Source organism: Thalassobacter sp. 16PALIMAR09, from assembly GCF_000765485.1.
GTDB lineage: Bacteria > Pseudomonadota > Alphaproteobacteria > Rhodobacterales > Rhodobacteraceae > Thalassobacter > Thalassobacter stenotrophicus.
Genome location: NZ_JHAK01000006.1, coordinates 185,852 through 207,073, shown reverse-complemented (window position 1 = coordinate 207,073; position 21,222 = coordinate 185,852). Strand labels below are relative to the sequence as shown.

The following is a 21,222-nucleotide window of genomic DNA, read 5'->3' as shown; positions in this document are numbered from 1 at the left end:
GACCACACCCTATATTTGGGGGTTCGAGGGGGGAAAAATACTACGAAACGCCGACTCGCATCGTCCGACTGACAAAAACGAGTCGCTCCGAGTCGTCGCAACTCATCCTGGTGTCAGTTTTTGGTCGCTACGTGCTCGCAGACGTCCAACCAGCTTTGGCAACCGCAGACCAACCAGCCCGATGCCCAACCCAAGGTAGAGAAGTGACTCAATCGTCCACACCTTCTCTTGCATTATGAAGTGAACCGCCCCCAGCAGGACGACTATATATGTCAGTTGGTGCAGCTTGCCCCAGGTGGCAGCCCCCAAACGACGAACCGCCCCATTCCACGATGTCGCCACCAATGGGATTGCCAGAACAAAGGCAGCCATCCCCACGGTGATATAGGGACGCTTTACAATGTCGGCCCAGATCTCTCCCCAGCGGAGCTGAATATCCAGCACCAGCCATACAACCAAATGGAAGAGTATATAGAGGAAGGCCAACACCCCTACCGCACGACGGAACTTGAGCAGGTTGAGCCGAGCAAACCGCATAAGAGGTGTGATGCACAAACCAGCAAGCAAAAGCTGCAACGCCCATATACCCAGCTGGTGTTCCATGACCTTAACAGGATCGACACCAAGGCCGCCTGTAATCCCTTGGTACAACAACCACACAGGTGGCAGCAGGCCCAACAGGTAAACTGGCCATGTTGGAACCTTACGCACACCCCCGCTTATGCGGTGACCTATGACTTGAACCCGGTTCAAAAGAACTCCCGCAGGTCCATACCCTCATACAGAGAGGCAACCTGATCCTCATACCCATTGAACATCAACGTATCTTTGCGCTGTTGGAACAATCCGCCGCCGATAACCCGCTCAGACGCTTGGCTCCACCGAGGGTGATCCACCTCTGGGTTCACATTAGAATAGAACCCATATTCACTGGATTGCAGCATGTTCCATGTCGTTGGCGGTTCTTTATCGACCAAGGTGATCCGCACAATGGATTTGATCGACTTGAACCCGTACTTCCACGGAACAACCAAACGGATAGGCGCGCCGTTTTGGTTGGCCATCGGCTCACCGTAAATGCCCGTCGCCATCATGGTCAGGGGATGCATCGCCTCATCCAGGCGCAGCCCCTCTCGGTAGGGCCATTCGATATTGCTACGAAAACCGCGCTGGCCGGGCATCTCTTCTGGGCGGACCAGTGTTTCGAACGCCACATACTTGGCCCCAGCTTGAACGCCGACCTTATCTAGCACCTTGTTCAGCTCAAACCCGTTCCAAGGGATCACCATCGACCACGCCTCAACACAGCGGAACCGATAGATGCGTTCCTCTATATCCAAGTCACCAATCAACTCTTGCAAGGGATAGGTGCCGGGGTTGTCCACCATCCCGTCGATCTTGATTTCCCACGGGCTGGTCGTGAGCATATGGGCATACTTTGCAGGGTCTGACTTACCAGTGCCGAACTCATAGAAGTTATTGTAGCTCGTGATTTCCTCTAACGTGTTCGGCGTGAGCATCTCGGCGCGTGTGGGTTGTGCGATGCTACCGGTCGCTAAGGCCGCAGCCCCACCCGCAAGAAGTTGACGCCGGTTTAGCCACATCGATTGTGGCGTCACATCCGCAGCAGTCAGGTCGGGCGTAAAAGGCTTAAACATCACGGGCTCCTCGGGTTCGTGTCTTTGGACGACATTGCACTGATTTGGGCACCCGCACAGGGACAAACCCGCCAGATCACGGGAACGTAATTGACCGTGATCCTAGAGTAGCTGCGTGAGCAGATGTGTCAGACAGGCACGGTGTCCATCCAGTCCAAGGTATCCTGAAGCCGGTCATTGCCCCAAAACAACTCCCCATCGGGGGTGCGCCACGTCGGGGCCCCAAAGATGCCAAGCGTTTGGGCCTGTGCTGTTTGATCCCGCAACGCCGTCTTGTTCGCGTCATTCATTGCAGTCTCCCAAACCGCAGATGCGTCTTGGCCAATCTGAGCCAAGGCATCCATCAGGAACTGCGGGTTCGAAATATCGCGGCCTTGGGCAAACTGCCCCTCGTATACCGCACGACTAAACGCACCCCGCGCGTCATTCGGCAAAGCCATCGCAACACGCGCTGCATTCAAACCGTTTTGGGGAAATGGGCTAGGTCGTTCGAACTCCAAACCTTGCTTGGCGCAAATACGCTCCATGTCGCGCCACATGTAGGCGCCCTTGGCGGGATGCTCGTTGAACGGTGATGTGGTCCAGCCCATGTCGCGAAAGATCACGCCCAACAGAAACGGCCGCCAAATCACCTGAACTCCGTGCTCCGCAGCAGCGCGGTCCGCCCGCATCGCCGCAGGATAAGAATAAGTGCTGGCAAATTCGTACCAAAATTCGATCGTGCGCGTCACAGTCTGGCTCCCTACATTATACAGAACCAGTTTTGGGCGGATCGCGATCTAGTTCAAGCCGCGCGCTTGGCTTTCCTGCACGATGCTGAACTCCCGTGCGCCGATCTGCACACCCGTTTCCAGCGTATCGAACATGACCGTCGTCTGGCCGCCGCCTTCGTTGGTGATGATCCATTCGCGCAAAGCCACGGGGTTTGCGGTGAACACCAAGCGGATATTACCCAGCTGGGGTTGTTCGGGGTCCTGCAACACGACCGAGGTTGCGGTCCCGTTGTAATCATAACCCGCCAATTGCCCCGATGCCGATAAATCCACGTTCCGTGCAAGGATATGGGTCAGAGGTGTGCGCCGCAGAGGATATTGCTCGGGGGGCGTGTTGGACACCGGGTCAAAGATCGCGACCTGTCCGCCCCCGGCAATCACCAATGCATCACTGTCGTCATAATCAAACCGGGCGCGCCCCGGACGCCGCATCAGCAGCGTACCAGTGGACACTGACCCATCACCATTCACCTGCGTGAAATCCGCTCGCGCCGTCGTAAAGCTGTTCAAATATCCATTGATCGCCTCAAGCGAGATTTCTTCACCAAAGGACGGAAGCGTTAGGGCCAGCCAAAGCAACGGCGCAAGGAGAACATGTTTCATACCCCAACACATAACAACTGCAGCCCCATCGCCAAGAGCAGTCTGCACACGCACCATCACATCCGCGCGGGAAATCGCCTTTGCCGCTATTGCCAGAGGATCTCAAGGCTAACGTTTCCAGTCACAAGAGCCCCGACAAAATCGCACCCATTTCCGGGCTGATTGAAATGTTGCCACGCAAGAGCCGCGAACTTTTCCGGTGCGATAACTGCGATCAGATCATTCAACCGGATCGGCTCCACTGGCTCATCTTGGCCAAATTGCTCAACAATCTTTTGTCGAACAACCAGCGGGAATGACCACATCTGCATGACATAGGCGACATACTCGTGGTTGGCCAAACACAGCGCATCTTCGCAGGCCGTCTGTTCAAACGCCGCATGAGATACCTCATGCACCACAATGCTGTCGAACACGACTTCAGGCGCAATGTCCTTATACAGCCGACTAAGCTGCGTAATTTCAGCGATCCCACCGGGCGATCTGACAAAGATACGGTGACCGTCACAGACATAGTACCCAAAGCATGTGTCGCTCACCCCCGGCAAGTCATTCAAAACCGTAATCGAGAGCGGATGTGAAAGTCGAAGATCGCATTGAGCCAACTTGGGCAGCGTTGCCATAGCCGTGGTACAAACCGACTGCGCGCGGCTGGCGTTTGGGGCGGTCACCGAAACCAAGCTTTCGCTGCAAACGACAGTCTCTGCCAGCGCCCCTGTTGTTAGCGATAGAACCATCGCGCCTAACGCAAACGCGGCCACTGTTTTTTGACCAATCAAACCATCACCCCTGCTTTGCGATGCATAGTCAGGGTGACAGATCACCGCCGGCCCGGCCTGATCTTTGTCAATTCCGGGCGCGGCGGTGGGGTTGTTATTGCTCCGGCAGGAGGATGTCGCGTTTGCCGACATGGTTGGCAGGCGTCACGATGCCGTTGTCTTCCATCTGCTCAACCAAACGCGCGGCCTTGTTGTAGCCAATCGCCAGCTTTCGCTGAATGTAGGAAGTTGAGCATTTGCGATCCTTAGCCACAATCGCCACGGCCTGATCATAGAGCGCGTCCTCACCATCGGTGTTTCCGCCTAGTCCCAGCACCGCATCAATGTCCGACGACTTTTCATCATCAGGACCGTCAAGCACGCTGGCCGCATAATCCGGCGGGCCAAAGGATTTGAGGTGGTTGACGATTTCCTCGACCTCTTCATCTGAACAGAACGGGCCGTGCACACGGGTAATCTTGGACCCCCCCGCCATATACAGCATATCACCCATGCCCAGCAGTTGCTCGGCGCCCTGCTCACCCAGGATAGTACGGCTGTCGATTTTGGACGTCACGTGGAACGAAATCCGGGTGGGGAAGTTCGCCTTGATCGTACCAGTAATCACGTCAACCGACGGACGCTGTGTGGCCATGATCAGGTGGATGCCCGACGCCCGCGCCATCTGTGCAAGCCGCTGGATACAAGCTTCGATCTCTTTGCCTGCAACCATCATCAAATCAGCCATCTCATCGACGATCACGACGATAAAGGGCAGCTTTTCTGGTGTGATCTCTTCGGTCTCAAACACGGGATCACCGGTTTCGTCGTCAAATCCGGTCTGAACGGTGCGCGAGAACATCTCGCCCTTGGCGAGCGTATCTGCCACGCGGGAGTTATAACCTTCAATGTTCCGTACGCCCATTTTGGACATCTTGCGGTAGCGTTCCTCCATCTCACCCACGACCCATTTCAAGGCGACAACCGCCTTTTTGGGGTCCGTCACAACGGGGCTAAGCAGGTGAGGGATGCCATCATAAACGCTGAGTTCCAGCATTTTCGGATCGATCATGATCATCCGGCAGTCCTCGGGCGGCAACCGGTACAAAAGCGACAGGATCATCGTGTTGATCGCAACGGATTTACCCGACCCCGTGGTCCCCGCGATCAGCAGGTGAGGCATCTTGGCTAGGTTGGCCACAATCGGCGCGCCGCCGATGTCTTTGCCAAGTGCGAGGGGCAGCTTCATGCCCGTATCGCCAAAGTCTTTGCCGGACATGATCTCCCGCAAGACCACCTTTTCCCGGGTCTCATTCGGTAGTTCGATCCCGATGACAGAACGCCCAGGCACGGTAGAAACACGCGCCGATAAGGCCGACATGGACCGGGCGATGTCATCGGCCAAGCCGATCACACGAGAGGCCTTAAGACCCGGAGCAGGCTCTAGCTCATACATGGTGACAACAGGGCCGGGGCGGACACTCACGATCTCACCTTTAACGCCGTAATCATCCAGAACCGTTTCCAGCATCCGCGCGTTTTCTTCGAGCGCTTCATCGCTTAGGATTGCGCGCTCAATCGTGTCAGGACTGGTCAAAAGCGATAGGGGCGGCGGCTCATAGCCCGCTACCTGCGCGGTTGGTTCCAGCGCAAGGCTTGGCTGCGCCTCGGCCATCGCTTGCCGTGAGGGCGCAACAGGTTTCTTGGGCGGGTGCTGCACAACCTTTCGGTTGATCACCGCGCCGGGCTGCACACCGGGCATGATTGAGGTCGACGAAGGCCGCATTTCTGGCGCAGGCATGTCGGGCATATCGTCGGCGTAATCCGCTGCATCATACTCCACGAGACCGTCTTCGTCCGCTTCAAAGCCCGCATCATAGGATGTGATCTGTGGCTCATCGCGGGTCAGCATCGGCTCCGCTCGGGCAGCGGGCTCCGTCATGCCAGTAGGCGCAGACAAAGGCGGCTCATCCGGAATGACATGCGCATAGCCTGCATCCGCCTCAGCGGTGGGCGGTGCTACGGGCTGACCGCGCTGCACACGACCCTCAATCGCAGACGCGATACGAGCCTTCACACGATCCTCGGTCGGAGCGTGGATATCATCGCCAGACATCGGGTCTAGGTCGATCAGCTCAGGTTCGGGTAAGCGCCCACCGATGATGGGCATCCGCTTGAGCAGAGGTGTTTTCGCGGCCGCAGCCATCGGGGGTGTCGCGGTACGCGATTGCGCAGCGGCCTCAGCCACCTGACCACGCCGCGCATCGCGACGGGCGCGGATCATGTCGATAATCCGCGCAGACCCGCGGCCAATTTGCAGACCCATAGCCTTGGCACCAACAGCGCTTGTGCCCAGCCCCATCAGCAAAAAGGTCCACATTCTTTGAAGTTCTGCACGATCGCAGCCCAGAACAAAGCTGCCCAGCGCAACCAACCCAAGGAACAGAACGAACGACAACAGCTTTAGCCCGACCATCGCTGAAATTGGCAAAATCCCCAGCATTGCGGCCAGAACCGTGTCGCCAAACAACCCGCCCAAACCAAAGCTTTGGTCCCAAGACGCCCCCGGCGCGTGTGTTGAGGCAAAAATCGCCGCAAGCGCGACCCAAGGGGCCACAAAAATTGACCGGCTGAACGCGCGGTCCGAGCCGATGTGCAACAAGAACCGCACGCCCCAAACGCCCGTACACAGCGCAATGCCCCATGACGCTACGCCCAGCACAAGGATCAACGGCGCCGCCACGGACGCCCCAAACCGGCCCAACCAATTGCGCGGCTCGGCCTCGGTTGCGGCCAGCCAGTTCGGATCATCCGGCACATATGAAAACAGCATCAGGGCCATACACACCGTCACGCCCAAAAGCGCGACTCCCATACCTTCGCGCGAACGTCGGCTCAGCGCGGCTTGGGTGCCACTGTCCAAAAGCGGGTCTCGTGTGCGAGTAGGATAGGCCATGAATGTGCTCTTATTCTTCTTAGGAATACAGACAATCGCGCAGGCGGGTCAGACCATCGCGAACTTGATCAAGGGGGGCCACCAGAGCCACCCTTATAAATTTCTCACCGGGGTTTCCGTCTTCGGTGTCGCGCGCCAGATACGCACCGGGCAGAACCTTAACGCCCGCCTCTTGCCACAGCTTCAGGGTTGCGGCCTCTCCGTCGTCTACGGGAAGCCACAGGAAAAACCCCGCCTCAGGGATATGCACGCCAGGGATATTGCCCAAAATCTCGGTTGCAACGTCAAATTTGGCGGCATAAAGCGCGCGGTTCTCAATGACGTGGTCCTCATCCGACCATGCACGCGCGGCAGCCATTTGCAACGGAAACGGCAGGGGCGCACCAGCATACGCACGCAACAGGCGCATCCGGGCGATCGTTTCCGCCCCTGACACCGCAAAACCCGAACGCAGACCGGCAAGGTTGGACCGCTTGGACAATGAGTGGAACGCAACAACGCGGTTAGGGTCGATCCCGTCTTCGGCAACGACCTCTAGGATACCCGTCGGCGGGGCATCGAGGTAAATCTCAGAATAGCATTCATCCGCCAAAACAATAAAATCATGCTTCTCGGCCAATGCCAAAAGCTGCCGCCAATAGGCTTTGTCAGCCACAGCGCCCTGCGGGTTTGCGGGCGAACAGATGTAGGCGACCGCTGTCCGGTCCAGCAGATCGTTTGAGAGTGCTGCGAAATCTGGCAAATGCCCGCTCTCAGCAGTGGCGTTAACATACACGGGCTCAGCCCCCACGCTCAGCGCGGCAACGGCATAGACCTGATAGAACGGGTTCGGCGTCAGGACGACGGGCCGTTGGCCATTCTTGTCCTCGGGGCAAAGGGCCATGCAGGTGTTGTACAGCCCCTCACGCGTGCCATTCAGAGCTAGAATTTGCTCCGGCACGGTCGAAAACCCAAACCGACGTTCCAGCCAGCCACCAATCGCATCCAGTAGTTCCGGCGCGCCGTCATTCGGCGGATAGTTCGCAAACCGCGCGGCGTGCTTGTTGATTTCCTCGGTGATGAAACCCGGCGCGGCATGGCCCGGATCACCAATGGTCATTTGGATCGGGTTCGGATGCCCCGCAGGCAAATCGCCCAAAAGGGTGCGGAGACGCGGAAACGCGTACTCAGGCAGCTCGGAAAACCGCTTGGGTGGATGCATACGACTGGCCTCAATTCGGGTGCTCTAACGGCCCCATTTCAAACAGGATAGCCGCCGCACCCCGATGGGTCCAGAGAAATGGCGCGTTCTAGGCCAGCACAGCCTCCAGAGCGGCACCGATCCGCAACAGTCGCGCCTCTGCCATTGGAGCCGCTAACGCCATCAAACCACAGGCAGGCGTGCCGGTGGGCAGGCTGAGGCCGCACAACCCCATCAGGTTTCCGACCCGCGTGTTACGTAACGCCAACAAGTTTTCTGTCACGTAGTAATCCTGATCAGCCATCAAACGGCCCGCATCGGGCGGCAAAATTGGGGCCGTAGGCAAAAGGACTGCATCATACTGCGCCGTGGCGGCTGCATATTCTGCGCGGCACCGGTTGAGTGTGTTCCAAGCCTTCCACACATCAGGGCCGCTGAAATCCTTGCCAGAGCGGAAGCGTTCAAGGATGCGGTCAAACATCTTGTATGGAGCGGCCTCAATGACATCACCCCATGTGCCATAGGCCTCGGGCGTGAACAGGACTGCGGCCAACGCCATCGCCTCATCCACCATGGGAAGTGTCCCGTGGGTGACATTGCCCCCCGCGTCCGCAATCTTGGCCACCGCTTCGTTGAACGCAGCACGGGGCGCTTCGCGTGCGTCCTCTGTGTAGGTATCCAGCACCAAAAACCGCGCGCCGTTTAGTGTGGCACCGCGCAGGTCTGCCGCGCTCGCCCCTTCTAGGGCCGCAAGCATCAGGCCCGCATCCTCAACCGACCGAGCCAACGGGCCGACGGTGTCAAAACTCGTGACAAGGGGCACGGTGCCCGCGCATGATAAACGTCCCGCCGTGGTCTTGAGCCCGACCAAGTCGTTCCATGCCGCAGGAATACGCACCGACCCGCCCGTATCAGAGCCGATTGCAATCGGTGCCAACCCAAAGCTGACAGAGGTCGCCGCACCGGAACTGGATCCCCCCGGAACCGAACCGCGATCATGTAGCCCCGGCGGAGTGGCGACCGTCGGATTAAGGCCAAGCCCCGAAAACGCCAGTTCCGACATATGCGTTTTGCCCAGACAAACCGTACCCGCATGGCTTGCGGCACTCAGTACAGCGGCATCCTGTGCGGGCACCCGTCCCTCTAACAGCTTGCTGCCTGCCTCGGTCGCGACACCGGCGGTGTCGAACAGGTCCTTCCAACTGACCGGCACGCCATCCAGCGGCCCAACGCGCAGGCCCAAACGGGCACGCTTGGCCGCCGCTGCCGCCTCAGCGCGTGCGCGTTCTGGCGTAGTGCGGGCATAGATGCGGTCCGCGTCGGGGTGTGCCGCGATTGCAGCCAGATAGGTCTCACACAAGGCTTCGCCGTCGATCTCGCCGCGTGCTATGCCACGACCCAAATCTGCCGCCGTCATCGTTAGCCAATCTTGCATTGCACCCCTCCCGCAAATGGTCGCAGGCCACGCTAACCGTCGGCTGCGCATTGGACAATCCCGCCCGCCCGCGCATATTCCCCCTATGGACCAAGATATCATCATCGTGGGCGGCGGGCTCAACGGCCCCACCCTTGCCCTTGCACTGGCTGCGAGCGGATTTCGCGTTGCAGTCATTGACGCCATGCCCCGCGCCAGCTTTGCCAAAACGTTCGACGGCCGCTCTTATGCGCTGGCGTTGGCCTCAACCAAACTGCTCAGCGCGCTGGGCATCTGGGACGGGATCAAAGACGCCTGCCAGCCGATGCTAGAGATCAAAGCCACCGATGGTCGTGCTGGCGAAGGCCCCGCACCTTACTTTTTGCACTTCGATTATGCCGAGATCGAGGAAGGGCCCATGGGCTACATGGCCGAAGACCGCATCCTGCGCGCGGCCCTGTTGGACGCGATCGACGCGGATGATCGGATCACCTGCATGTATGGCCGCACAGTTGTGGCCCAAACCGCAGGCGCCGTCACACTGGACGACGACACAACACTGAGCGCGCGATTGATTGTGGGCTGTGACGGACGGGCATCGGGCACAGCCGAACGCGCGGGTATCAAGCGTGTCGGTTGGAACTACGACCAGACTGCGCTGGTCTGCGCCATTGAACATGAGCAACCGCACAATGGCATCGCACACCAGTTCTTTATGCCGGCTGGTCCGCTCGCGATCTTGCCGCTGCCCGGCAATCGGTCCTCTATCGTGTGGTCCGAACGCACCGATGCCGCCGCCCAAATCAACGCCCTGCCCGAAGACGAATACCTCGATATCCTGCGCCCACGATTTGGCAGCTTTCTGGGTCAGATCAAACTGGCCGGCGCGCGCTTTACTTATCCGCTGAACCTGACACTAGCGCAAAACCTGACCGCACCGCGCGTGGCCCTAGTCGGGGATGCAGCCCACGGCATACACCCGATTGCGGGCCAAGGCCTAAACCTCGGGTACCGCGACATCGGTGCTTTGGCTGAGGTCGTAACACTCGCGCAGCGGCGGGGTGAGGATATCGGCGCCATAGACGTGCTGGACCGCTACGCACGCTGGCGGCGGTTCGACACCATGACGCTGGCCGTTGGCACCGATGTCATCAACAAGCTGTTTTCCAACGACAACCCGATTTTGCGGGCTGCACGTGATTTGGGAATGGGGGCAGTGCAATCCATGCCGGGCCTACGCCGGGGCTTTATCCGACAGGCCGCTGGATTAACCGGGGACCTGCCACAACTGATGACAGGCCGCCCACTTTAATCGAGCTTGCGGGCCTCATCAATCAGCATCACGGGAATACCGTTGCGAATTGGAAACGCAAGATGAGCGGCCTTGGACACAAGTTCTTGGGCCTCCGCATCGTATTTCAGGGGCGCACGGGTCTGCGGGCAAACCAGCGCCTCTAGCATGCGGCGGTCAAATTCGCTCATTGCAGAATCTCTTCGTTTTGTCCGCCACGCATGGCAAATTCCATCAACGTCACAAGTGTCTCTCGACGGGTTTGCAAAGATGGTGCCTCTAGCAGGGCTTGCTTTTCCTCGGGATCAAAGGGGCACAGCATGGACAGTGAGTTAATCAACAACTCCTCATCCGCTTCCTTCAACGAATCCCAATCGGTGCTCAGCTCTTGGCTTTCGAAGTACCGCGACAGCGTCTTCATGAACACGGGCCGGTCAAAGCCCTTGTCGATCTCAGCCTTGCCCAAATCCCGTTCAAAGCCGGTCCAACTGACGTCGGCCTTAAGGTACGGCGTGAACCCCGACACTTCGCGCATCACGCGAAAGCGCGACACCCCCGCGAGTGTGACCATATAACGGCCATCCTCGGTCTCAGAAAATTGCGTGACGCGTCCGGCACAGCCGATCGTGTGCAGGGTCCGGTCGCCACTACCGCTGTTGGGCGCAACCATGCCAATCAACCGCGCAGAGGTTTTCATGGTGTCCTCAAGCATCTGCAAATAGCGCGGCTCAAAGAGGTGCAATGGCAGCCGTGAGCGCGGCAGCAAGAGCGCACCGGGCAATGGGAACACAGGGATGGTGTCGGGCAGGTCGCTTTGTCTGATCATGTGGATACAGGTAGTGCCTCTGTTGGCTCAGGCAAATATCATCGACGAGAGTTTGCGACGACCCGCCAAAGCGATCGGATCTTTGGCATCAAGCGCATCAAAGATGGTGAAAAGCTGGGCTTTTGCAGCGCCCTCATTCCATTCCCGGTCCTGACGGAAAATTTCCAACAGGTGATCCACTGCCGCTTGCGTATCGCCGTTGGCGTGCAGTGCGGTGGCCAAATCAAACCGAGCCTGATGATTAGCGGCATCTGCCTCAACTGCCGCGGTTAGTTCCGCTACGGGACCGGCACTCTGGGCTTGTTTGGCCAGCTCGACGTTGGCGCGTGCGGCCTCAATCTCTGAGGCGGTTGCGATGGCCTCCGGCACGCTAGCAAGCAACCCTTCAGCTTGGTCCAGCTCATCCAGCGCAAGATGCGCGCGGATCAAACCGGCGTAGGCGGCTGCGTTCTCAGGCTCTTCGCCCAAAACGGCCGCAAAGGTCTGTGCCGCATCCACGACTTCGCCCGCATCGAGCATTTCTTCGGCTGCCGCAACAGCCTCGGCCAAACCGCCGTCTTCCTCTGGGCCCATGGCCGCAACACGTTCGACAAACGCGGTCACTTCGGCGGGTGTGACCGCGCCCTGAAATCCATCAACCGGTTGCCCCTGAAAGAAAGCATAAACCGTAGGGATCGACTGAATCCGCAACTGCGCGGCAATCTGCTGGTTCTGGTCCACATCGACCTTGGCCATACGCACCTTGCCGCCCGCTGCGGTCACGGCGGCCTCTAGCTGGGGGCCAAGGGTTTTGCAGGGGCCGCACCACGGCGCCCAGAAATCCACGATGACGGGGACCGTCTGCGAGGCTTCGATCACGTCCGTCATGAACGTCATCTCGGACACGTCCTTGATCAGATCACCTGCATCGGCGGGCGTCTGGGGCGGTGTTTGGCCTAGTTCAAGCATGTCTCTCTCCATCGTCGTGTGTGCGGCGTATATCGGCGTGCGAGGCCCGGTTTACAAGTCAAACGTCGCAAAGACCGGGGCGTGATCCGAGGGACCTTCATACCCGCGCACATGGCGCAAAACCCGGCTAGAGTGCGCCGCATTGGCAATATCGGACGTGGCCCAGACGTGATCTAGACGCCGCCCTTTGTCCGCCGCATCCCAATCGGGAGAGCGATAGGACCACCAGCTATAAAGCCGCCCCGTGGGGATATCGGCGCGGGTCACATCCACCCAATCGCCGGCCTCTTGGACTTGAGCCAGATGATCCACCTCAATGGGTGTATGGCTGACCACGCGCAGCAGCTTTTTGTGATCCCACACGTCGTCTTCGCGGGGGGCGATGTTCAGATCACCGACCAGAATGGATTTTTCGGGGGCATTTGCGCGAAACGCATCGCGCATGTCCGTCAGGTAATCGAGCTTTTGACCGAACTTTTCATTGATCTCACGGTCGGGCTTGTCACCGCCTGCGGGCACGTAAAAGTTGTGGATCGTGACCCCGTTTTCCAGCCGCCCCGCGATGTGACGCGCATGCCCAAGGTTGGCATAGTCCGCGGCGCCTGCTTCCTGGATCGGCATCTTCGACAGGATCGCGACGCCGTTGTATCCCTTTTGCCCACGAGCCACCATGTGGGTGTAGCCAAGCGCCTCGAACATCTCGAGCGGGATCTTGTCCACCGGGCTTTTGCACTCCTGTAGGCACAAAACATCGGGGGCTTCTTCTTGCATCAAGCGCGCCACGAGGGCTTCGCGCAGGCGCACGGAGTTGATGTTCCAGGTGGCAAGTGTGAAGGGCATAACCTCTCCTTGGAGCGTTTTGAGCGTTGCACTCAGTGGTGTGGCCCGAGGCAATAGCCAATGACCTTTGTTGCAGGGTTAACCTGTCTTGGATCGGGAGGAAAGCAACCGCCCGTGAGCGGCTATTTGAAAGGCCCGCGTCACAGCCTCGTTTTCTTTTGATAGCTCCGCCAAGCATTGCTCTTTTTCCACGCAGCCCCTTAAATCAATCTGACCTTATTCACGCGGGAGCTGACAAAATGCGCATCGACCTCAACTCCGATCTTGGTGAAGGCTACGGCCCTTGGCCTATGGGCAACGATGCGGAGATGCTCTCGATTGTGACGTCTGCCAACATCGCCTGTGGGGGGCATGCAAGTGATCCCGAAACGATGTTCCGCACCCTCACGCTGGCGGCGCAAAACGGCGTGAGTGTGGGCGCACACCCCGGCTATAATGACCGCGAAGGATTTGGCCGACGCGTGATACCGATGTCACCGGCTGAGGTTGGCCGGGTCTGTGCCGCGCAAATCGGGGCGCTGATGGGGATGGCTGCACAAGTCGGCGCGCGGGTGAGCTACGTTAAACCCCACGGCGCGCTTGCCAACCTCGCGGCACGGGACCGCGACGTAGCCGATGCCATCGTCGAGGCTGTGCAACGGATTGACCCGACTTTGGCCATGCTCGCCATTTCGGGCACCCAAGGCGAGCAGGCCGCCCGCGCCGCCAACGCACCGGTATTTTCAGAGATTTTCGCAGACCGTGGGTATTTATCCTCAGGCCAATTAGTCCCCCGCGACCAAGACGGCGCGATGATCCATGACCCCAGTGAAGCCGCTGAACGGCTAATTGCCTTTCTTGAGACCGGCCTTATGCCTGTCATTGATGGTGATCCAATCAAGCTGAACGCACATTCCATTTGCGTCCACGGCGATAGCGCCGGTGCCGTCGATATGGCCCGCGAAATCCACCAACGCCTTACGGCCCACGGCGTTGAAATTCGCGCGTTTTCATCTGTGTGAGCAACTGAATGCAGCCCCAGCTCAAAGCCATTGCCGATCACGCGCTGTTGGTGACCTTCGCGGACGAAATAAGCGAAGCGGCACATGCGGCCGTCATCGCGCTTGACCACGCGATTGCGACCAACCCGCCCGAGGGGACGATCGAAACGGTGCCCGCGCTGGTGAACCTGCTGGTGTCGTTCGATCCGATCCTCACGGACCACATCGCTGTCGAAACCCACATCCGCGCCTGCCTCAAAGCGCTCAACATCCAGAAAGTCTCGGGCGTGCAGCGGGTCGTTCAGGTCTGTTACGAGGCCCCCTTTGCGCCAGACTTAGAGGCCGTTTCAACAGCCACAGGGCTGTCACGGGACGCGGTCATAAACGCGCATTTGGCCGGTGATTTTCACGTCCTGATGTACGGTTTCGCACCGGGCTATGCCTACCTTTCAGGGGTGACCCCCGAAATCCAAGTCCCCCGCAAACTGGCGCCGGTACGCGATGTACCTGCGGGCAGTGTGATCATCGCAGGACCGCAATGTCTTGTGACGACGCTAATGATGCCGACGGGCTGGTCGATCATCGGACGCTCGCCCACGCCGATCCTGACCAACGATCCCGACCATCCCTTTTTGTTCGATGTCGGAGACCGCGTCGCGTTTGAACGGATCGATGCATCAACATTCGCACGCCTCACGGGGGAGGATGCACATGCCTAACGCCGCCCTCTCCGTCGCCTTTGCCGGCCCTTTGGTCACGGTTCAGGACTCAGGCCGCCCAGGCAACATGCGCTTTGGCGTGTCCGCCTCTGGGCCGATGGACCGCTTGGCCTTTGACGCCGCAAACGCGGCCCTCGGCAATGCAACGGGCCAAAGCGCGATTGAAGTCTCACTCGGCGGGGTGATTTTGCAGTGCCGCGAAGGCGATGTGACCATCGCCATCACCGGCGGGGATTTCGTCGTGGCCCATGGTGCGGCAGAAACCCGGTCATGGACCGTTCTGACTCTGCGCAAAGGCGAACGTTTGGCCGTACGCGCGGGCAAATCCGGCAGCTGGGCCTATATCGCCTTTGCCGGCACGCTAGAGGCCACGGAATGGCTGGGCAGCCGTGCCACACATTCAACCTCTGGCTTTGGCGGCGGCGCGCTGCAAACGGGACAGTCCCTGACCGTGTCAGATGCCAGCACCCGCGAGGACCGGTTGGGCGACATTGAACGCCCTGATTTCATACCCACTGGCCCCATCCGCGTTGTGACCGGCCCCCAAGATCAACACTTCGCGCCCGAAACCGTCGCGCAATTTCTATCCAGCGCATTCAAGATCACGGACGCCTATGACCGAATGGGCATGCGGCTGAACGGCCCCGGCCTTGAACTGGACGGCGCGCTGTCCATTCCGTCAGAGCCTATTGTCCGCGGCTCGGTTCAGGTGTCGGGCGACGGAGTACCAACGGTTCTATTGGCGGACCACCAAACCACGGGCGGCTACCCCAAAGTCGCGACCGTTATTTCATCGGACATCGGTAGATTGGCCCAATCGCGTGCGGGCGACACGATCCAATTCACCGCTATATCTAGCCAGCAAGCGATCACTGAAGCCCGTGAATGCGCCAAACGCGCAGCCGATTATCTGGCGCATATCGCCGTCCCACGCGGGACCCTTGAACAGCGACTGATGCGCGAAAACCTGATCCAAGGCTGCATCTACGACTAGCAAGTCGGGTCAAAGATGCTCTCGCAGCATTTGATGAAATGGCAAAAGGTGCTTCACCTCAGTTACGGCGGCCTTCACCAAACCGTCGGGGTGATCGGCACGAACGTTCCGCTGCACGATCAGCCCCTTGCGACGCAACAGATCACCGTGGGTGTGGTCGGGATCAAACGGTTTGGGCACACGCTTCAACGGCTCAGGCCCATAGTCCACAACATCACCGCCCGTGGCATCAATCACATCCGTCAGGTCATCGCCCACGCGATCAACCATCCGGCGATACCGCAAAAGTCCCTCTTTTTGTAGCCCCAAGACCCCAGTGGCCAGATACACCGCATCATGGTCGATCCCAAAGAAATACCAAGGCCGCGCCTCATCCGCGCCGGCGTCCGACCAAATCATGTGCAGCCAAGGATTGAACGGTGACTTGTCCTTGGCAAAACGAACATCGCGATAGATGCGGTAGACCTTGGGCGTCATAGGAATATGCGCGATGCGGCTGATTTCTTCGGCCATGATCTCAGCAAACAAAACGCCCGGCGCGCGGATATCATCGTTGTAAAACGCTTTGCGCTCATTGAACCAATCACGCGTGTTGTTCGCCTTAAGATCGGTAAAGAACTGCTGCGCGCGAGGGATAAGCGCGTTGAATCCGTCTGACATGGTGCCTCCTGTCGTGGCCTGCCTCACCTTACGACGCATCGCCAAACCCGCGAGGACAAAAAAGAACCCGGACCAAAAGATCCGGGCCAAGTCCAACAGGGAGGTGCATCTGAGAGCCAGCAGATGCCACTGGTCACGACAAGCAATACGCCTTGATGTCGGGCGAAACTATGACCGAGATCAAGTTTCTGGATGACATTAGTGCGACATACTCACCGGTTCGCATTAACTCATAAGACGATATCCACCGGACTCTGTCACTAAAATACGGGCCTGACCGGGATCAGGCTCAATCTTTTGGCGCAAACGGTAGATATGCGTTTCAAGCGTGTGGGTCGTCACACCCGCATTATACCCCCACACTTCGTGCAGCAGGACATCGCGTGCGACGACCCCATCATTCGCACGGTACAGGAACTTCAGGATGTTGGTTTCCTTCTCCGTCAGGCGAATTTTCTTTTCGTCCTCGGTGATGAGCATCTTCATCGCAGGCTTGAAAGTATACGGCCCGAGGGTGAAAATCGCGTCTTCTGATTGCTCATGGGTCCGCAACTGCGCCCGAATGCGGGCCAAAAGAACAGGGAATTTGAAGGGTTTGGGGATGTAATCATTCGCACCAGCGTCAAGGCCGAGGATGGTATCGGCATCCGTGTCATGCCCCGTCAGCATCACGATGGGACACTTCACGCCCTGCTTGCGCATCAAACGGCATAACTCCCGACCGTCAGTGTCGGGCAGACCAACATCAAGCACGATCAGATCATAAAGCTGCTCTTTGGCGCGGACCATTCCGCTGGCGCCCGAGTCCGCCTCAAACACATCAAAATCTTCAGTGAGGACCAATTGCTCGGCCAATGCATCGCGCAGATCGTCATCGTCATCGACCAGCAAAATTTTCTTTAGGTTAGCCATCTCATGTCTCCAATTGTTAACCAAAGGATTGCCTCTCGGCGCGACACAAACAAGAGACTTCGCGATCTTCTCACGGCGCGTTCACAAGGACGTGTCGCCAAAGGGGGTTTTGTTTCATATCATGAGGAACGGCCTTGTCCGTCCAGCCCGATTGTTACAGAGATCACCCATGATTTTGCTGCCCACCCCCGCTGAACTGGTTGCCCGCGCCCGCGCGGACCTGCGGCTTGGGCTGCCTGTGGTGATTTCTGATGGCCCCTCGCGGATCATTCTGGCCAGTGTTGAAACTGTGTCGAGTGCGCGATTGACCGAGATGCGCGGTTTGGGTGAGTTGATTCTATGCCTCAGCGGGCGACGTGCCCAAACGCTGAAGGCGCGCGCCTATGACGGTGACGTCGCGCGGATCGTAGTGCCAAGCGAGGCGGATTTGGCATGGATGCAGGCAGTCGCGGACCCTGCCGATGATCTGCGAACCCCAATGAAGGGGCCGTTCAAAACCCTCCGTACCGAGGGTGCTGCCGTTTGGCAGGCGGCGGTTGGTCTGGCCAAGACTGCGCATTTGCTGCCCGCAGTTGTCGGCGTTGACCTAAATACCCCGCTGGACGGGCTGACTGTTCTGACGCTCAACTCGGTGCAGCAGGCGCTGGTTGAAGCCTCCACCCTTGGTCAAGTCGTCGGGGCAAAACTGCCCATGAACGCGGGCCGTGGCCGGCTAGAAATTTTCCGTCCCACCGATGGTGGCGAGGAACATTATGCGGTGCAAATCGGCTTGCCTGATCGCGCCGCCCCGGTTTTGGTTCGCCTACATTCAGCTTGTTTTACGGGTGATGTGCTGGGCAGTCTCAAATGTGATTGCGGCCCACAGTTACGCGGCGCGCTTGGCCAAATGGGGTCTGAGGGCGCGGGCGTGTTGCTTTACCTCAACCAAGAGGGACGCGGCATTGGCCTAGCCAACAAGATGCGCGCCTATGATCTACAGGATCAGGGGTTTGACACGGTCGAGGCCAATCACCGTCTTGGGTTTGAAGATGATGAGCGTGATTTCCGTTTAGGCGCGGGGATCTTGCGCGAAATGGGCATCACCTCCGTCCGATTGATGACGAATAACCCCGCCAAGATCGCGATGATGCAGGCCCAAGGTATCGAAGTCGTCGAAAGGGTGCCGCTGCAAGTTGGCCAAACGCCCGAAAACGCCAATTACCTTGCCGTAAAGGCCGCCAAATCCGGGCATCTGCTGTGACCCCTTTGGATATGGTCGTGGGGCCAACGGGCCTTCGCTTTGCGGGGCGGCAGTTTCCCTGCGTCGTCGGGCGCGGCGGTATCACGAGCGACAAACGCGAAGGCGATGGCGCGACACCGCGCGGGACGCACCGGATTGTGGGCCTGTTGTACCGGCCCGACCGGATGGCGCGGCCGACGAATTGGGCGGTCCCGATTGGTCCGGGTGATTTGTGGTCCGACGACCCGACCCATGAGGATTATAACCTCATGGTGCGCGCGCCCTACGCCCACAGCCACGAACACCTGCGCCGCGCCGATCCACTGTATGATCTTGTGCTGATCACCGATTGGAATTGGCCGCGGGCAGAGATGGGCAAAGGCTCGGCGATATTCATTCACCGCTGGCGGCGGCCCGGATACCCGACCGAAGGGTGCGTCGGATTGCGGCCAGATCACCTTGCGTGGATCGCCCCACGCATCCGGTACGCCACGCGGTTGATTGTGCGGTAGGCGGACGCGCTAAGCAGTTCCCGCCCGCGCGCCAAAGATCGCAGATCCGACACGCACATGGGTCGCCCCTAGGGCAATCGCTTGCTCAAAATCACCGGACATGCCCATCGACAGACCTTCGAGCCCATTGCGCGCAGCCAATTTCGCCAACAGCGCAAAGTGCATCGACGGATGTTCATCCACCGGCGGGATGCACATCAACCCCAGCACAGGCAGTTCCAGCGCGCGGGCCTCTGCCACAAAGGCATCCGCCTCCGAAGGCAAAACACCGGCCTTTTGCGGTTCTTCCCCGGTATTCACCTGCAAGAACACGCCGGGGCAACGGCCCAGCTCCTGCGCCATAGAAGCAATGCGGCGCGCAATTTTGGGACGATCCACCGAATGGATCACGTCAAACAGCTCCATCGCGGGACGGGCTTTGTTGGTTTGCAGCGGCCCAAGCAGGTGCAACTCAACACCCGGATAGGTCTCTTGCCACGCGGGCCACTTGTCTTGGGCTTCTTGCACGCGGTTTTCACCGAAAACCCGGTGGGCCTCTTGCAAAACCGCCTCGACCCGCTCAGGCGGCTGGACCTTGGACACGGCGATTAGGGTCGTCTGCCCCACGCGGCCCGCCTCTTGTTCCGCCTTTGCGATCCGATCGTTAATCTCACTCAGTCCCATGGCACGTCCAACGCTTTGAGGGTTTCGATCATCGGGGCAAGGTGGTCGGCATAGGCCCGCCACCCCCCGATGGATTTAGGGCTAATCGGCTGGCGGACCTGCTCAATCGACAGGGTCTGCACAGATCGCGTGTTCCGCTCGGGGTGCAAGCACGCCTCTTCCATCGGCAGGTCACACGCAGCCAGCAAGGCCGGGATTTCGCGGCCGGGATCGCGCACCAATGCCTCATAGGACACTTCGATGAACATATCAGGATCCTGCGCGCGCCAATAGCTGACCATCTCGGTCACGGCCTTGATCTGCCGGGCGATATCACGCTGGTCATTTGCATAGCGGTGGGTGCCAACCTTGAAATGGTTGCGCCAGATGGACCAGCCGATATCCCGGGGATCACGGCGCACATAGATCATCTTGGCGTTCGGGATCAGGTCCTTGAGGATACCAGCCACCAGATATGTCGTGATCGACTTATCCGTATAGGTCCCCGTCGCCTTGTGGATTTGGGCCATCCCATCCACATAGCGCTGGCCGATCAGCGAATATTCATCAGGGTTCAGTTTAGACAGGTGCCGAAATCGGGTGCCCTGCTGCAAAACAGAAAACGCCGCACGGACGGGCAGACCCGTTTCACCGGTGCCCTTGACGGTGCTGTGGCTGGCAAGGATTTGCTCAACCAGCGTAGTGCCCGAGCGAGGCATCCCTGTGATGAACAATGGTGTCGCGTTGGTTTGTCGTTTTGGCGTCGGCCAAGGGCGGGCGTCGTAGGCGGACTGCAAAGCCGCCATTTCGGCTTGTCGGTCCTTGAAACTGCTGGGCGCCGCGCGCTTTTGTTCTGCATTCCCTTCGGACAGATAGGGCAACCCATCCGCGCCAAGGGCCGCGAACAACGCGTAACCTGCTTCGATCTTTTGCTCAGGCGGTAGGCGACCTTGGTCCCACGCGGCGCGAACGCGCACGACATCTGGGTCGGTGGCGGTCAGCTTTGAGCTAATACTCAACAGCCGCAAAAGCGAACCGCTTTCGGTTTCCAGCTTAAGGGCGCGGCGCAAAACCGGCTCGGCTTCGTCACGACGGCCCAGTGTTTGCAGATAATGGGCCTTGTCCGCCAGCGGCTTAACGTGGCGGGGGGCGATGGCGGCGATGCGGTCAAATGTGGCAAGCGCGCGCGTGCTGTCACCTTGGGATTGATAGGCCCGGGCCAATAGGTCCAACACAATCGGCGTCTTGGTGCGGCTGGCCAAACGTTTGGCCTGCTTAAGCGCAAGTTCACCCGAACCTGTCGCCAGCAATTTGTTTATTTTTTCAAAATCACTCAT

At 59.0% G+C, this 21,222-nt stretch carries 22 protein-coding genes; 6 read left to right on the top strand and 16 right to left on the bottom strand.

Annotated features, from left to right (window positions below; translation table 11 throughout):
• Positions 1 to 102 precede the first annotated feature (102 nt).
• The 8 genes from msrQ to PM04_RS13230 form a co-directional block, all read right to left on the bottom strand.
• Complete coding sequence (msrQ, locus tag PM04_RS13265; RefSeq protein WP_234702871.1) at positions 103 to 711, bottom strand: protein-methionine-sulfoxide reductase heme-binding subunit MsrQ; 609 nt, start codon at positions 709 to 711, stop codon at positions 103 to 105.
• 38 nt (positions 712 to 749) lie between these two features.
• Positions 750 to 1,658 carry a protein-methionine-sulfoxide reductase catalytic subunit MsrP gene (gene msrP, locus PM04_RS13260; RefSeq protein WP_038007632.1) on the bottom strand — a complete coding sequence of 303 codons (909 nt, stop codon included), beginning with the start codon at positions 1,656 to 1,658 and terminating at the stop codon, positions 750 to 752.
• A gap of 128 nt (positions 1,659 to 1,786) precedes the next feature.
• A complete protein-coding gene (locus PM04_RS13255) occupies positions 1,787 to 2,389 on the bottom strand; it encodes a 2-hydroxychromene-2-carboxylate isomerase (protein WP_081946097.1) in 603 nt (200 codons plus the stop codon).
• 48 nt (positions 2,390 to 2,437) lie between these two features.
• Positions 2,438 to 3,034 carry an outer membrane lipoprotein carrier protein LolA gene (locus PM04_RS13250; RefSeq protein WP_052068481.1) on the bottom strand — a complete coding sequence of 199 codons (597 nt, stop codon included), beginning with the start codon at positions 3,032 to 3,034 and terminating at the stop codon, positions 2,438 to 2,440.
• Positions 3,035 to 3,120: 86 nt separating this feature from the next.
• Positions 3,121 to 3,813 carry a DUF6639 family protein gene (locus PM04_RS13245; protein WP_152594037.1) on the bottom strand — a complete coding sequence of 231 codons (693 nt, stop codon included), beginning with the start codon at positions 3,811 to 3,813 and terminating at the stop codon, positions 3,121 to 3,123.
• A gap of 94 nt (positions 3,814 to 3,907) precedes the next feature.
• On the bottom strand, positions 3,908 to 6,748 hold the full coding sequence (locus tag PM04_RS13240; protein ID WP_038007628.1) for a DNA translocase FtsK: 2,841 nt from the start codon (positions 6,746 to 6,748) through the stop codon (positions 3,908 to 3,910).
• A 19-nt stretch (positions 6,749 to 6,767) separates the two neighbouring features.
• Complete coding sequence (locus PM04_RS13235) at positions 6,768 to 7,949, bottom strand: aminotransferase class I/II-fold pyridoxal phosphate-dependent enzyme (protein WP_038007626.1); 1,182 nt, start codon at positions 7,947 to 7,949, stop codon at positions 6,768 to 6,770.
• Between the two features lie 88 nt (positions 7,950 to 8,037).
• Entirely contained in the window at positions 8,038 to 9,363 is a 1,326-nt protein-coding gene (locus tag PM04_RS13230; protein WP_038007624.1) for an amidase, read from the bottom strand.
• 85 nt (positions 9,364 to 9,448) lie between these two features.
• On the opposite strand from PM04_RS13230, the gene PM04_RS13225 reads away from it, so the two are divergent.
• Positions 9,449 to 10,654, top strand: a complete 1,206-nt coding sequence (locus PM04_RS13225) for an FAD-dependent monooxygenase (protein WP_038007621.1) — start codon at positions 9,449 to 9,451, stop codon at positions 10,652 to 10,654.
• Here PM04_RS13225 and PM04_RS17725 read toward each other — a convergent pair.
• Genes PM04_RS17725 through PM04_RS13210 form a run of 4 tightly spaced genes read right to left on the bottom strand, consistent with a single transcriptional unit; the run spans position 10,651 to position 13,247 of the window.
• Entirely contained in the window at positions 10,651 to 10,824 is a 174-nt protein-coding gene (locus tag PM04_RS17725; protein WP_072936805.1) for a Trm112 family protein, read from the bottom strand. The two genes, PM04_RS13225 and PM04_RS17725, sit on opposite strands and share 4 nt — an antisense overlap.
• Complete coding sequence (locus PM04_RS13220) at positions 10,821 to 11,459, bottom strand: LON peptidase substrate-binding domain-containing protein (RefSeq protein WP_038007618.1); 639 nt, start codon at positions 11,457 to 11,459, stop codon at positions 10,821 to 10,823. The genes PM04_RS17725 and PM04_RS13220 overlap by 4 nt, the downstream gene beginning before the upstream one ends.
• Before the next feature lie 27 nt (positions 11,460 to 11,486).
• On the bottom strand, positions 11,487 to 12,407 hold the full coding sequence (locus tag PM04_RS13215; RefSeq protein ID WP_038007616.1) for a tetratricopeptide repeat protein: 921 nt from the start codon (positions 12,405 to 12,407) through the stop codon (positions 11,487 to 11,489).
• A gap of 51 nt (positions 12,408 to 12,458) precedes the next feature.
• Complete coding sequence (locus PM04_RS13210) at positions 12,459 to 13,247, bottom strand: exodeoxyribonuclease III (RefSeq protein ID WP_038007613.1); 789 nt, start codon at positions 13,245 to 13,247, stop codon at positions 12,459 to 12,461.
• Positions 13,248 to 13,486: 239 nt separating this feature from the next.
• Between PM04_RS13210 and PM04_RS13205 the strand changes: the two genes are divergently transcribed.
• Genes PM04_RS13205 through PM04_RS13195 form a run of 3 tightly spaced genes read left to right on the top strand, consistent with a single transcriptional unit; the run spans position 13,487 to position 15,940 of the window.
• The gene (locus tag PM04_RS13205) at positions 13,487 to 14,248 is read left to right on the top strand and encodes a LamB/YcsF family protein (protein ID WP_038007611.1); all 762 of its coding nucleotides are present in this window, start codon (positions 13,487 to 13,489) and stop codon (positions 14,246 to 14,248) included.
• A gap of 8 nt (positions 14,249 to 14,256) precedes the next feature.
• Positions 14,257 to 14,946, top strand: coding sequence for an allophanate hydrolase subunit 1 (locus PM04_RS13200; protein ID WP_038007608.1), 690 nt, complete (start codon positions 14,257 to 14,259; stop codon positions 14,944 to 14,946).
• Entirely contained in the window at positions 14,939 to 15,940 is a 1,002-nt protein-coding gene (locus PM04_RS13195) for a biotin-dependent carboxyltransferase family protein (RefSeq protein WP_038007606.1), read from the top strand. The genes PM04_RS13200 and PM04_RS13195 overlap by 8 nt, the downstream gene beginning before the upstream one ends.
• Before the next feature lie 9 nt (positions 15,941 to 15,949).
• Here the strand turns inward: PM04_RS13195 and PM04_RS13190 are convergent, their stop codons facing one another.
• Together PM04_RS13190 and PM04_RS13185 are read right to left on the bottom strand one after the other, a co-directional pair.
• Complete coding sequence (locus PM04_RS13190; RefSeq protein WP_038007603.1) at positions 15,950 to 16,600, bottom strand: DUF2461 domain-containing protein; 651 nt, start codon at positions 16,598 to 16,600, stop codon at positions 15,950 to 15,952.
• A gap of 225 nt (positions 16,601 to 16,825) precedes the next feature.
• Positions 16,826 to 17,512, bottom strand: coding sequence for a response regulator transcription factor (locus tag PM04_RS13185; RefSeq protein WP_038007599.1), 687 nt, complete (start codon positions 17,510 to 17,512; stop codon positions 16,826 to 16,828).
• Positions 17,513 to 17,681: 169 nt separating this feature from the next.
• On the opposite strand from PM04_RS13185, the gene ribA reads away from it, so the two are divergent.
• Together ribA and PM04_RS13175 are read left to right on the top strand one after the other, a co-directional pair.
• Entirely contained in the window at positions 17,682 to 18,752 is a 1,071-nt protein-coding gene (ribA, locus tag PM04_RS13180) for a GTP cyclohydrolase II (protein ID WP_038007597.1), read from the top strand.
• Positions 18,749 to 19,243: a L,D-transpeptidase gene (locus tag PM04_RS13175; RefSeq protein WP_038007595.1), complete on the top strand. Its 495-nt coding sequence runs from the start codon at positions 18,749 to 18,751 to the stop codon at positions 19,241 to 19,243. Before ribA ends, PM04_RS13175 begins: the two co-directional genes overlap by 4 nt.
• Before the next feature lie 9 nt (positions 19,244 to 19,252).
• On the opposite strand, the gene PM04_RS13170 is transcribed toward PM04_RS13175, so the two are convergent.
• Together PM04_RS13170 and PM04_RS13165 are read right to left on the bottom strand one after the other, a co-directional pair.
• A complete protein-coding gene (locus tag PM04_RS13170; RefSeq protein WP_038007592.1) occupies positions 19,253 to 19,906 on the bottom strand; it encodes a YggS family pyridoxal phosphate-dependent enzyme in 654 nt (217 codons plus the stop codon).
• Positions 19,897 to 21,222 (bottom strand): sulfotransferase, encoded by a 1,326-nt coding sequence (locus PM04_RS13165; protein WP_052068466.1) that lies wholly within the window; start codon positions 21,220 to 21,222, stop codon positions 19,897 to 19,899. Before PM04_RS13165 ends, PM04_RS13170 begins: the two co-directional genes overlap by 10 nt.